Source organism: Streptococcus mitis ATCC 6249, from assembly GCF_000146585.1.
In the GTDB taxonomy this organism is placed as follows: Bacteria; Bacillota; Bacilli; order Lactobacillales; family Streptococcaceae; genus Streptococcus; species Streptococcus mitis_AZ.
On sequence record NZ_GL397179.1, the window covers coordinates 1 to 12,153 of the forward strand.

15 protein-coding genes, 1 tRNA gene, 1 other RNA gene and 1 pseudogene are annotated in these 12,153 nt (G+C 39.7%); 17 read left to right on the plus strand and 1 reads right to left on the minus strand.

The window, feature by feature from the left end:
- The first annotated feature begins 4 nt into the window (after nucleotides 1-4).
- From HMPREF8571_RS02030 to ffs, 5 genes are all read left to right on the plus strand, one after another.
- Nucleotides 5-78, plus strand: a tRNA-Asn gene (locus tag HMPREF8571_RS02030).
- A 519-nt stretch (nucleotides 79-597) separates the two neighbouring features.
- Nucleotides 598-834 (plus strand): sigma(X)-activator ComW, encoded by a 237-nt coding sequence (gene comW, locus HMPREF8571_RS11440; protein ID WP_000939511.1) that lies wholly within the window; start codon nucleotides 598-600, stop codon nucleotides 832-834.
- 241 nt (nucleotides 835-1,075) lie between these two features.
- Nucleotides 1,076-2,362: an adenylosuccinate synthase gene (locus tag HMPREF8571_RS02040; RefSeq protein WP_025168417.1), complete on the plus strand. Its 1,287-nt coding sequence runs from the start codon at nucleotides 1,076-1,078 to the stop codon at nucleotides 2,360-2,362.
- 200 nt (nucleotides 2,363-2,562) lie between these two features.
- Nucleotides 2,563-3,030 carry a tRNA adenosine(34) deaminase TadA gene (tadA, locus tag HMPREF8571_RS02045; protein WP_001110106.1) on the plus strand — a complete coding sequence of 156 codons (468 nt, stop codon included), beginning with the start codon at nucleotides 2,563-2,565 and terminating at the stop codon, nucleotides 3,028-3,030.
- Nucleotides 3,031-3,062: 32 nt separating this feature from the next.
- Nucleotides 3,063-3,162: signal recognition particle sRNA small type (ffs, locus tag HMPREF8571_RS11010), an RNA gene on the plus strand.
- A 78-nt stretch (nucleotides 3,163-3,240) separates the two neighbouring features.
- On the opposite strand, the gene HMPREF8571_RS02050 is transcribed toward ffs, so the two are convergent.
- The gene (locus HMPREF8571_RS02050; RefSeq protein WP_004239528.1) at nucleotides 3,241-3,579 is read right to left on the minus strand and encodes a tyrosine-type recombinase/integrase; all 339 of its coding nucleotides are present in this window, start codon (nucleotides 3,577-3,579) and stop codon (nucleotides 3,241-3,243) included.
- A gap of 581 nt (nucleotides 3,580-4,160) precedes the next feature.
- Here HMPREF8571_RS02050 and HMPREF8571_RS02055 point away from each other — a divergent pair.
- The 12 genes and pseudogenes from HMPREF8571_RS02055 to HMPREF8571_RS02105 all read left to right on the plus strand — a co-directional run bounded on the left by HMPREF8571_RS02055 (nucleotide 4,161) and on the right by HMPREF8571_RS02105 (nucleotide 12,138).
- The gene (locus tag HMPREF8571_RS02055) at nucleotides 4,161-4,511 is read left to right on the plus strand and encodes a hypothetical protein (RefSeq protein ID WP_000817790.1); all 351 of its coding nucleotides are present in this window, start codon (nucleotides 4,161-4,163) and stop codon (nucleotides 4,509-4,511) included.
- 18 nt (nucleotides 4,512-4,529) lie between these two features.
- Nucleotides 4,530-4,940 (plus strand): hypothetical protein, encoded by a 411-nt coding sequence (locus HMPREF8571_RS02060; protein WP_000509433.1) that lies wholly within the window; start codon nucleotides 4,530-4,532, stop codon nucleotides 4,938-4,940.
- 196 nt (nucleotides 4,941-5,136) lie between these two features.
- Nucleotides 5,137-5,556 carry a hypothetical protein gene (locus HMPREF8571_RS02065; RefSeq protein ID WP_001136858.1) on the plus strand — a complete coding sequence of 140 codons (420 nt, stop codon included), beginning with the start codon at nucleotides 5,137-5,139 and terminating at the stop codon, nucleotides 5,554-5,556.
- Nucleotides 5,557-5,767: 211 nt separating this feature from the next.
- Nucleotides 5,768-6,211 (plus strand): dUTP diphosphatase, encoded by a 444-nt coding sequence (locus tag HMPREF8571_RS02070; protein ID WP_000701988.1) that lies wholly within the window; start codon nucleotides 5,768-5,770, stop codon nucleotides 6,209-6,211.
- 1 nt (nucleotide 6,212) lies between these two features.
- Complete coding sequence (locus HMPREF8571_RS02075; protein ID WP_000691238.1) at nucleotides 6,213-6,728, plus strand: histidine phosphatase family protein; 516 nt, start codon at nucleotides 6,213-6,215, stop codon at nucleotides 6,726-6,728.
- A 13-nt stretch (nucleotides 6,729-6,741) separates the two neighbouring features.
- Complete coding sequence (gene radA, locus HMPREF8571_RS02080; RefSeq protein WP_080542772.1) at nucleotides 6,742-8,103, plus strand: DNA repair protein RadA; 1,362 nt, start codon at nucleotides 6,742-6,744, stop codon at nucleotides 8,101-8,103.
- A 119-nt stretch (nucleotides 8,104-8,222) separates the two neighbouring features.
- Nucleotides 8,223-8,933 carry a TIGR00266 family protein gene (locus HMPREF8571_RS02085; protein ID WP_001282891.1) on the plus strand — a complete coding sequence of 237 codons (711 nt, stop codon included), beginning with the start codon at nucleotides 8,223-8,225 and terminating at the stop codon, nucleotides 8,931-8,933.
- Between the two features lie 81 nt (nucleotides 8,934-9,014).
- Complete coding sequence (locus HMPREF8571_RS02090; protein WP_000156417.1) at nucleotides 9,015-9,500, plus strand: GNAT family N-acetyltransferase; 486 nt, start codon at nucleotides 9,015-9,017, stop codon at nucleotides 9,498-9,500.
- Nucleotides 9,501-9,647: 147 nt separating this feature from the next.
- A pseudogene (locus tag HMPREF8571_RS11455) lies at nucleotides 9,648-9,767 on the plus strand (TIGR00266 family protein); the annotation flags it as partial.
- A gap of 135 nt (nucleotides 9,768-9,902) precedes the next feature.
- Entirely contained in the window at nucleotides 9,903-10,397 is a 495-nt protein-coding gene (locus HMPREF8571_RS02095) for a beta-class carbonic anhydrase (protein WP_000120004.1), read from the plus strand.
- A gap of 214 nt (nucleotides 10,398-10,611) precedes the next feature.
- On the plus strand, nucleotides 10,612-11,580 hold the full coding sequence (locus HMPREF8571_RS02100; RefSeq protein ID WP_000010172.1) for a ribose-phosphate diphosphokinase: 969 nt from the start codon (nucleotides 10,612-10,614) through the stop codon (nucleotides 11,578-11,580).
- A gap of 120 nt (nucleotides 11,581-11,700) precedes the next feature.
- Nucleotides 11,701-12,138: a CoA-binding protein gene (locus HMPREF8571_RS02105; RefSeq protein WP_000076502.1), complete on the plus strand. Its 438-nt coding sequence runs from the start codon at nucleotides 11,701-11,703 to the stop codon at nucleotides 12,136-12,138.
- Nucleotides 12,139-12,153 lie beyond the last annotated feature (15 nt).

A 12,153-nucleotide genomic window follows, 5' to 3' on the forward strand; every position in this document is an offset into this window, starting at 1 on the left:
TTTATCCGCCATAGCTCAGTTGGTAGTAGCGCATGACTGTTAATCATGATGTCGTAGGTTCGAGTCCTACTGGCGGAGTCAGATAAAAAGAACACCTGGTTGTGTTCTTTTTTCTTATGTTACTATTAGTTCGTCTCACCTAACGAACTAAGATAAATAAACTACCTGCTATGAGAGAGTGTGTTGTTTGTTATGCCAATAAAAATCCAAATGCTATACAATAAAGGTCTTCAAGCTAATTGTAGAGTAAAAGGAGAAACCATGGTACAAAAGGCTCATAGTTATCAAAAACAAAGTGGCCTGTAAGTATCACATTGTGTTTAATCCTAAGTACTGACGAAAAGTTATCATCTGTAGGTACTGGCTGATAATTTGAGCTTATATTCCCTAGCGCAAACCTCTCCTTAGACGAGGGGTTATGATTTTATAAATGAAGTAAACTTCTCAAAATTCAAAACTTAATTTTTGCATCTATAAATGTCTTTATATTTTATTTTTAGTTCGTTTAGCTTCAAATTCTACTTTTATAGGATTTGAAGATTTTTTAGTTCCTTTTTTTGTTAGACTAGTGTTACTAATAAGAAAGGGAATTTTTATATGCTTCAGAAATTTTATGACCGAGCATTTGTTTTTTTGAAACTAGTTGAACAAGAATATGCCTCTTTAGGCCAGAGTTGTTCAGAGTGGGAATCACTTCATCTTCGTTTTTTACTATATTACTTAATCCGATTTAAAATTAAAAGTGATAGGGACTTTTCTCTATATCACTTTAGAACAGCTTATCGTCTATATCTAGATAAATTACTGCAAGGTGAAACAACTCTTATCCAATAGGAAACATCTATATCATAATTACGAACAATAGTTGTAGCTAGTTTTTAAAAAATATAGAATTAGCTTATGATCAAAGGCTTCTGTATTTAGAAATGAAAGAATTTCCAAATCTTTTCTACTGTTTCTTCTTGATAAAATAGTGTTTTTTTCTTATAATAAATTGTAAGATATAATTGCGGGTGAAATTCCTGCCATGTATATGAGAAAGGACGAGCTCCTAGTAGCTCAGACGAATTTTATTATGACTTCAGTTGTTGTTGTAGGTACCCAGTGGGGTGATGAAGGTAAAGGGAAAATTACAGATTTTCTTTCTGCTAATGCAGAGGTAATTGCTCGTTATCAAGGTGGTGATAATGCTGGTCACACGATTGTGATTGATGGTAAGAAATTTAAGTTGCACTTGATTCCGTCAGGTATTTTCTTCCCTGCAAAGATTTCTGTCATCGGGAATGGGATGGTTGTAAACCCTAAATCTCTTGTGAAAGAGTTGAGATATCTTCATGAGGAAGGTGTGACAACTGATAACTTGCGTATTTCTGATCGAGCCCATGTCATTTTGCCTTACCATATCGAGTTGGATCGTTTGCAAGAGGAAGCCAAGGGTGAAAATAAGATAGGTACTACAATAAAGGGAATTGGTCCAGCATATATGGACAAGGCTGCTCGTGTGGGAATTCGTATTGCAGATCTTTTGGATAAAGACATATTTCGTGAGCGTTTAGAGCGCAATCTCGCAGAAAAGAATCGTCTGTTTGAAAAATTATATGATAGCACCCCTATTTCAGTTGATGATATTTTTGACGAGTACTATGAGTATGGCCAACAAATCAAGCAATACGTGACAGATACATCTGTTATCTTGAACGATGCGCTTGATAATGGCAAACGTGTGCTTTTTGAAGGTGCGCAAGGTGTTATGTTGGACATTGACCAAGGTACTTATCCATTTGTTACTTCGTCAAACCCTGTCGCTGGTGGTGTGACAATCGGGTCTGGTGTTGGTCCAAGTAAGATTGACAAGGTTGTAGGTGTGTGTAAAGCCTATACGAGTCGTGTGGGGGACGGACCTTTCCCAACGGAATTGTTTGATGAAGTGGGAGATCGCATTCGTGAAGTAGGTCATGAATACGGTACAACAACTGGCCGTCCACGTCGTGTGGGTTGGTTTGACTCAGTTGTGATGCGTCACAGCCGCCGTGTATCTGGAATTACCAATCTTTCATTGAACTCTATCGATGTTTTGAGTGGTTTGGATACTGTGAAAATCTGTGTGGCCTATGATCTTGATGGTCAACGTATTGATTACTATCCTGCTAGTCTTGAGCAGTTGAAACGCTGCAAACCAATCTACGAGGAATTGCCAGGTTGGTCAGAAGACATCACTGGGGTTCGTAATTTGGAAGATCTTCCTGAGAATGCGCGTAACTATGTTCGTCGTGTAAGCGAGTTAGTTGGTGTTCGTATCTCAACTTTCTCAGTAGGTCCTGGTCGTGAACAAACCAATATTTTAGAAAGTGTTTGGTCATAGGAGATTTTTAAGATTAGTTTAAGACAGGTTGGGTATACTATAGACAGTTACAAGAAGACCTCCTAACTTGTTGTAACAAATATCCTAAACTTTTCTTTTTCATAATAATCTCCCTATTAAGTCACCGCATTCGGTGGCTTTTTTTGTCTTGAGAATCATGATATAATAATAAAATCGACAAGTAGGAAAAGAGAAAAACGATGAATTATACAGTTGAAGAAAAAGAAAGCTTTATGAGAGAGGCTTTGAGAGAGGCTGAGATTGCCTTAGAACACGATGAAATTCCAATTGGTTGTGTGATTGTCAAGGATGGAGAAATCATTAGTAGGGGGCATAATGCGCGCGAGGAGTTGCAACGGGCGGTTATGCATGCAGAAATCATGGCTATAGAGAATGCGAACCTGAGTGAAGAAAGTTGGCGCCTGCTTGATTGTACGCTTTTTGTGACCATTGAACCTTGTGTTATGTGTAGTGGAGCGATTGGACTTGCCCGCATTCCAAAGGTAGTCTACGGGGCTAAAAATCAGAAATTTGGTGCAGCTGGAAGTCTGTACGATATCTTGACGGATGAACGTCTCAATCACCGTGTAGAGGTTGAAACGGGGATTTTAGAGGATGAGTGCGCAGGGATTATGCAGGATTTTTTCCGTAATAGACGTAAAAAATAATTTCTCTTTAAAAATAGAGGAGAATGTGGTATAATAAACAGTGGAGCAACAGTTCTGCGTGAAGCGGGTCAGGGGAGGAATCCAGCAGCCCTAAGCGAGTGTGAATTGTGTGCTCTTTTTTCGTGCATAAAACAAACCCTTTAACATCAATGGTTTAAAGGGATTTTGTTTATCTTATCGAGAAGAAAAGGGGCAGTAAAGGGGCAAAGTTTATAGTTTTATCTTTTCTAATTTATTAGATATGTCTGATACCATTTTTGGGGTAACGTGAGAATAAATTTCAAGTGTTGTCTTTGAATCAGAATGGCCTACCCTATCCATAATAGCAGTTAGCGGGATGCCTAGTTCAGCAAGTAAAGAGATATGAGAATGCCTAAACATGTGAGTAGTGATATTTTTGTCAATACCTAGCTTTTTACCATGATTTTTTAAAGGTATAATAACCCTAGCACTTGTTATTTGCTTTCCCATAGTGTTGATAAAAATAGAATCAGTATCAAATCTGTTTTTTGTACTCTCTATAATTTGCTCTTTGATAATATCTAACACTTTTGAGGGGCAGTTATAATTCTATCTGATTTAGCCGTCTTTGGTGCAGTTCTCTTTTTAAGTCTAAAATCGTATGTATGCCTTATGTGGATTGTATTTTTGAAAAGTCTATATCTTCTTTGTAACTCAAGGCAGCAAGACCTACATTATTTTGCCTATTTTTTGGAGGCTTTACCTCAATCCATAACCATCTAAGCGGAGGTAATTTTTCAAGTACAGACTTGCACACTTTTGCATCGGAAAATAATATGAATATGTTAGTTGTGACTAACAGCTAAAAAACTTATCTAACTACAAAAGGTGTTACCCTTTGATGATAAGGTTTTTGATAAAGTAGTCAGTAAGACACGGTTTACTACAAAAGATTACAATAAGGGAGCTGACTTGTGGCTCAAGAAAAGCGCTAAGAAATACGGTTATGCTTACTCATATGAATAAAAGAAAAGGGGTAAATTATTGTTTGACGTGGAGCAAGTGTTAAATCAATCATAGCAAAGTATGAAAACCATAAAAAGAAGATTCATAATAGCTCAAGCGGAATCACAAGGGTTGAGCGAAAAAAACTCATTGAGGCTGGTTATTTGAAACGTGAGGAAACAAAATCAACCCCCAAAAACGAGAGAAAAAACTCTTTTGATAGAGCAAAAGAAATTAAAAACTTTAGCAGTCATGCTTATAGAAAAGAAAACACTCCTAGAGGTGCTAAGTCGTTTGCTACAATGTTTCAAAAAAATGGAAGTTTAACTAACGGTATATTAGCTCATGGAGAGGAATATGTTATAGCAAAATGGGCGAACCAAAAGGGGTATAAGAACCTAGATAAAAAATCAAAAAGTGATATTGGTAAAATTATAGGTGAATATGCTAAAGGATATAATGTGAAGTTATCAAGAGTAGTTAATTCTAATGAATGGGATTGGTACAAGTATTGATAGAAAGAAGTTTAAACAATGGGTGGTAGAGGAGCAAGCTCCGGAATGAGCGATAAAAAGAAGAAATATGGCACAGAGTATGAAACAGTACATAAAGTAGGCAATATAAAATTTGTTACTCAAAATGAGCAAGGGTCACAAAAGTCCCCGATGGAAACGATGACAAAAGGTAGAGTTTATGTGCTCATCGACAAGAACAAAAATGCACCCAAGAGTATTGTTTATTTTGATGCAAAAAATAAGCGTAATAAGCAAATTGACTTAGATCATGTGCATAAAGGTATGAAACCACATGCTCATCACGGCTATAATCATGCAGAACATGAGAAAAGCAAAAAGGGAGCAACCAATTTGACACCAAAAGAGCGTAAACTTGTTGAAAAAGTCAAAAAAGAGTGGTATAATCACATTAAGAAACGTAGGGAGTAGTATATAGGGATTACGCCTTGATGGAGGAGATTCCGGTTCGAATCCGGGCTACTACGTTACATCTTAGCCCCTTAATTGGGGCTTTTTTTGTTATCTAATATTTAAAACAGCGTAAAAATACCCTCTTTTTACCATATACAATGAAATCATAAGTATAAAATGCTTGTGATTTTTTTGTTTGAAAGGAGGGTGGAAATTGCCTAGAGATGGAACTAAAAATTTAACTCCTATGAACAAACGAAGTTTGGAGGAACAGAAAGAACTCCAAAGAAAAGGAGGTAAAGCATCTGGCATAGCAAGAAGAAAAAAAGCTGATCTAAAAAAAGCATTTGAAACTCTCTTATCTTTGGATGTGACGGATAGTAAAATCAAGAAACAACTTGAGGAGATGGGTATGGCTGGCAACAACGAGGCTTTGCTAGCCTTTGCAACCAATCAACAAGCGATAAAAGGAAATCAAAAAGCGACTCAGAACATAGTCAAGCTGACAAATACTAAGGATAGGTACGATATACAAGAGCAGAAAGAGAGAATCAAAGTACTCAAGCATGAAAATAGAGAGCGTGCTGAAACTGAGAAAGGATTTAGTGAAACAATCCATATTGTCGATGAGTGAATAGATGAAGTAAAGGGGGGAACAGATGCCCTTTAATGTTCAGAAGAATATCAACCCTCATTTTAAATCGGTATGGGTATCTAGTTTGCCATACAACGTGCTCAAGGGTGGGCTCAACTCTTTTGAGTTGTTGTGTGCTCTTTTTTCGTGCTTTTTTCGAATAAATAAGATAAAATAGCCTAGAATGAATGATAATAGAAAAGAGAAAAATATGAAAATTCGTGGTTTTGAATTGGTTTCGAGTTTTACAGATGAAAATTTGTTGCCCAAGCGTGAGACAGCGCATGCAGCTGGCTATGACTTAAAGGTTGCCGTGCGTACGGTGATTGCGCCAGGAGAGATTGTCTTAGTTCCGACAGGGGTTAAGGCTTATATGCAACCAACTGAGGTCCTCTACCTTTATGATCGCTCTTCAAACCCTCGTAAGAAGGGTCTAGTCTTGATTAACTCTGTTGGCGTTATTGATGGGGATTATTATGGCAATCCTGGGAATGAGGGACATATCTTTGCTCAGATGAAAAATATTACGGACCAGGAAGTGGTTCTTGAAGTTGGGGAACGTGTGGTTCAGGCTGTCTTTGCGCCTTTCTTAATTGCGGATGGAGACGAGGCAGACGGTGTTCGGACAGGTGGATTTGGTTCGACTGGGCACTAAGATGAAAATTATATTTGTACGTCATGGAGAGCCAGACTACCGTGAGTTAGAGGAACGTTCTTATATAGGTTTTGGGATGGATTTAGCACCTTTGTCTGGGAAAGGAAGGCGACAAGCTCAGGAACTTTGCCAAAATCCTTTGCTTGGCTCAGCTGATATACTGGTGTCTTCTGCAGTGACGCGAGCATTAGAAACGGCTTCTTATCTTACTTGTGCTACGGATCTTCCTTTAAGAGTAGAACCTTTATTGCATGAGTGGCAGGTTTACGAAAGTGGTATAGAGAATTTTGAAAAAGCACGTACTCTGTTTTTAGAAAACAAGGGGGAGTTGCTTCCTAATAGTCCTATTCAGTATGAGACAGCTGAAGAGATGAAGGCGCGTTTTTTGCAAACTATGATAAAGTACCGAGACTACCAGACAGTGCTAGTTGTCGCTCATCGAATGCTCATGCGCCAATTTGTACCAGACGAGAAGATTGATTTTTGCCAAATAATTGAGTGTGAGGTAGAAATTTAGAAAGAGGTTTATCATCGCAAGGAAAAAAGCGACATTTGTATGTCAAAATTGTGAATATAATTCACCTAAGTATCTAGGACGCTGTCCAAACTGTGGATCTTGGTCTTCTTTTGTTGAAGAAGTTGAGGTTGCAGAGGTCAAAAATGCGCGTGTGTCTTTGACAGGTGAAAAAACCAAGCCTATGAAACTGGCTGAAGTAACGTCTATCAATGTCAATAGAACCAAGACCGAGATGGAGGAATTTAACCGTGTACTTGGAGGCGGAGTGGTACCAGGGAGTCTCGTCCTTATCGGTGGGGATCCTGGAATCGGGAAATCAACGCTTCTTTTACAAGTTTCAACCCAGTTGTCTCAAGTGGGTACGGTTCTCTACGTCAGTGGTGAGGAGTCTGCCCAGCAAATCAAGCTACGAGCAGAGCGATTGGGGGATATTGATAGTGAGTTTTATCTCTACGCCGAGACCAATATGCAGAGTGTTCGAGCTGAGGTAGAGCGCATCCAACCAGATTTTCTCATCATTGACTCTATACAAACTATTATGTCTCCTGAGATTTCAGGTGTGCAAGGGTCTGTGTCTCAGGTGCGAGAGGTGACAGCTGAGCTCATGCAGCTGGCCAAGACTAATAACATTGCCATCTTTATCGTAGGGCATGTGACCAAGGAAGGTACTCTGGCTGGTCCGCGTATGTTGGAGCATATGGTAGATACAGTACTTTACTTTGAAGGGGAACGCCACCATACCTTCCGTATCTTGAGAGCAGTCAAAAATCGTTTTGGGTCCACTAATGAGATTGGCATCTTTGAGATGCAGTCAGGTGGATTGGTTGAGGTGCTCAATCCGAGTCAAGTTTTCCTAGAAGAGCGTTTGGATGGGGCTACTGGTTCATCCATCGTGGTAACTATGGAAGGGACGCGTCCGATTTTGGCGGAGGTTCAAGCCTTGGTGACACCGACCATGTTTGGAAATGCCAAGCGTACGACGACAGGGCTTGATTTCAATCGCGCTAGCTTGATTATGGCTGTTTTGGAAAAACGTGCAGGGCTTCTCTTGCAAAATCAAGATGCCTATCTCAAATCTGCTGGTGGTGTCAAACTAGACGAGCCTGCTATTGACTTAGCTGTTGCAGTGGCTATTGCCTCTAGTTACAAGGACAAGCCAACCAATCCTCAAGAATGCTTTGTAGGAGAGTTAGGCTTGACTGGAGAGATTCGACGGGTCAATCGTATCGAGCAGCGCATCAATGAAGCTGCGAAGCTTGGATTTACCAAAGTCTACGCTCCTAAAAATTCTCTGAACGGCCTCAAAGTTCCAGATAATATTCAAATCATTGGTGTGACAACGATTGGGGAAGTCTTAAAGAGGGTGTTTTCATAAGAGATTTGCTTTAGATTTGAAGAAAAAACTTACCAGTGCTATAATCGTGATAGATAGGCTAAGTGGCCAAGAGAGACAATAAACTAGCCTCCTCAAAAAGACATAAAAGGAGAAATCTGATGTCAGATAATCGCATGAATTTTACTATTGAAAACAATAGCCAATTTCCTTTTGTAGAAATTGTACTAGATAAAGGAGAAAAAGCTTATATTCAGCGCGGAAGCATGGTCTACCATTCTTCTAGTGTCAAATTAAGAACCAAACTGAATGCAAAAGGATCTGGTCTTGGTAAATTAGTTAAAGCAGTTGGGCGTTCGATGGTATCTGGTGAAAGCACCTTTATTACGGAAGCTTTATCTGATGCAGATGGTGGCCTCTTAGCTCTAGCTCCTAATGTTCCGGGTCAGGTAATGCCCTTGTATTTAGGGGAACATCAATATCGATTGAACGATGGAGCTTTCCTTGCTTTGGATGGTTCAGCTTTTTATACTATGGAACGCCAGTCTATTGGCCGTGCCTTGTTTGGCGGTCAAGGAGGTTTCTTTGTCATGACCACTCAAGGAGAAGGAACACTCTTAGTCAATGCCTTTGGAGCTATCAAGAAAATTGAACTGAAAGACCAAGAAATGACGATTGATAATGCTCATGTTGTTGCCTGGAGCAAAGACTTGCACTATGACATTCACTTGGAAAGTGGTTTTTTACAATCTGTCGGTACAGAAGAAGGTGTTGTTAATACTTTCCGAGGTACAGGAGAAATCTATGTTCAAAGTCTAAATGTTGAAACTTTCGCTAAAATTTTGGGTGGATATATTCCTACAAAAGAGTAGGCTTGACTATTCCTGGGCACCATCGGATGCGAACTCGTTCGTGGCATTTTTTGCGAATTAAAGAGACGTTAGGAGAAAAAAGTGACAATTACTATAAAACCTTATCGGAAATCGGATAAAAAGGCTGTTTTAGAATTGTCAATACAGGCTTGGTCTCCGGTTTTTCCAAAAATGGAAAAAGGAGTTCCTAAGTTTGTTTATGACAATTTTTATCCTCAAGGGTGGGAAACAAGACAAATTAATGATTTAACAGCGGTCTTAGATGAAGAGGGTCAGTTTGCCTGGCTAGCTTTTCTGGAGGAAGAGTTGGTCGGCTGGATTCACATTCGCTTGCACCCTGAGGATAAAATGGGAGAGATTTATATACTAGCTGTTTCTCCAAGCTATCAGCGCCAAGGTGTCGGAAAAGCGCTCATGACCTATGCTTGTAATCAGATTAAACAAAAAGGGATGGAAATGGTCATGGTTGAGACGGGTGGTGATCCAGGTCATGCACCAGCCCGTAAAACCTATGAGAACTTTGGTTTTGAACAATGGCCTGTTGCTCGCTACTTTAAAAAGTTATAACTAATAGCTCTTTATCAACTATAGTGGGTGATAAAAGCTAGCATATAGAGCCGTTTATATAGGTTCTCTCTTTTTTGAAATTGGGGAAGTTCTAAGTTCAAAACTTGGTCGTTTGACGTCCTTCATAGAACCATTAGTTGCTTCCAGCTTGGCATCAGTGAGGGTGTTGTTAATACCTTCCGAGGTACAGGAGAAATCTATGTCCAAAGTTTAAATGTTGAAACTTTTGCTAAAATTTTGGGTGGATATATTCCTACAAAAGAGTAGGGTTGATCATCCTGAGCATACAAATTTTTCATGAGTAAGAAGCTTTATCTCTGACAAATCTTGAAAAAGCTGGTAAGATAAGATTAACTTATTTGATAATCAAATAAATTTTTCATAGATGAAGCAGAGGTGAATATGTCTTACTTTAAAAATTTTATGAAGGCCAACAGAGCATATGTCGACTTGCATGGAACAGCTCATTTACCAATAAAGCCCAAAACAAAGGTTGCTATTGTGACCTGCATGGACTCACGGCTACACGTCGCGCAAGCTTTAGGTTTAGCACTTGGGGATGCCCATATCCTGCGGAATGCTGGCGGTAGAGTAACGGAGGACATGATTCGTTCGCTGGTGATCTCCCAGCAACAAATGGGCACAAGAGAAATTGTGGTGCTTCACCATACAGACTGTGGAGCTCAAACCTTTCAAAACGAGTCTTTTCAAGAGCATTTGAAGCACGAGCTCGGAATTGATGTTTCTGGTCAAGATTTTTTACCATTCCAGGATGTTGAAGAGAGTGTGAGAGAGGATATGCAGTTGCTTCGAGAATCTCCACTGATTCCTGATGATGTGGCTATTTCAGGTGCGGTTTACGATGTGGATACAGGGAGTATGAGAGAAGTATACTAACTTCATCTCGCAGAATTCTAATCCTAGCATAAGATCGCTACTTCAAATGTAGCGGTCTTGATTTTAATATAGCTAATATAAAATAGTAAAAAACAAGGGTATAAATGTTTGCTCTTGTTTTATTTTTGATTGAAAAATAAAGGAAAAAGCGCTACAATGGTAGATGGAAAATGTTGTGTAAAAAACAAGTGATACATAAATACCGGAGGAAATCATGTCTTTTTCTGATTTAAAGCTGTTTGCCCTTTCTTCTAATAGAGAATTGGCAGAGCGTGTGGCGCAAGAGATTGGGATAGAGTTGGGGAAATCGACTGTTCGCCAATTTTCAGATGGAGAGATTCAAGTCAACATCGAAGAATCAATCCGTGGAAAACACGTCTTTATCCTACAATCAACGAGCTCACCTGTAAATGACAATCTGCTCGAAATTTTGATTATGGTGGACGCATTGAAGCGTGCTAGTGCAGAATCTGTCAATGTTGTTATGCCTTACTATGGCTATGCACGTCAGGATAGAAAAGCGCGCGCGCGTGAGCCAATCACAGCAAAACTCGTTGCAAACATGCTAGAAGTTGCTGGGGTAGATCGTTTGTTGACGATTGATTTGCACGCTGCGCAAATTCAGGGATTCTTTGATATTCCTGTGGATCACTTGATGGGCGCTCCATTGATTGCGGACTACTTCGAACGTCGTGGAATGGTTGGGCAAGACTATGTTGTTGTCAGTCCAGATCATGGTGGGGTGACTCGTGCTCGTAAACTAGCAGAGTTTTTGAAAACTCCGATTGCGATTATTGACAAACGCCGTAGTGTAGACAAGATGAATACCAGCGAGGTGATGAACATCATCGGTAAGGTCGAAGGCAAGACTTGTATCTTGATTGACGATATGATTGATACAGCTGGAACAATCTGCCATGCAGCGGATGCACTTGCTGAAGCAGGCGCAGTTGCGGTCTATGCAAGCTGTACACACCCAGTTCTTTCGGGGCCAGCTATGGATAATATTCAAAAATCAGCTATTGAAAAATTAGTTGTTTTGGATACCATCTACATGCCAGAAGAACGTTTGATTGATAAGATTGAACAAATTTCGATTGCTCATCTCTTAGGAGATGCCATTGTACGTATCCACGAAAAACGTCCTCTTTCTCCATTATTTAGTATCGAGAAAAAAATCTAAACTTTCACTTGAAATAAATCGTTCTCCTAGCAGGTTTCTTTTCTTGCTAGGAGATTTTTTGTAGTCAAAATCTGCAAGCCTTTTCAAAATATGCTATACTGATGGAAAAGGAGGATTTCTATGAGCCAAGAATTTATCAATCCAAGTGATGGTGTGGTACGTCAGTATCTTGCAACCAGTAAAACGTTAGCGGTAGTAGGCTTGTCCGATCGTGAAGAAACAACTAGCAATCGAGTGACTAAGGAAATGCAGGCTCGGGGCTATAAAATCATTCCAGTCAATCCCAAGGCTGCAGGTGGCGAAATCTTGGGAGAGAAGGCTTATGCAAACCTAGCTGAGATTCCTTTTCCTGTCGATATTGTCAATGTTTACCGACGTAGCGAGTTTTTACCAGATGTGGCGCGTGATTTTCTCAAGGCTGATGCCAAGGTTTTTTGGGCACAACTGGGACTTGAAAGCCTAGAAGCGGAAGAAATCTTGCGTGCTGGAGGATGCGACGACATCGTGATGAATCGCTGTATCAAGAGAGAACACACACGCTTAATTCTTGAACAATAAAAGGTAGCCATGGGC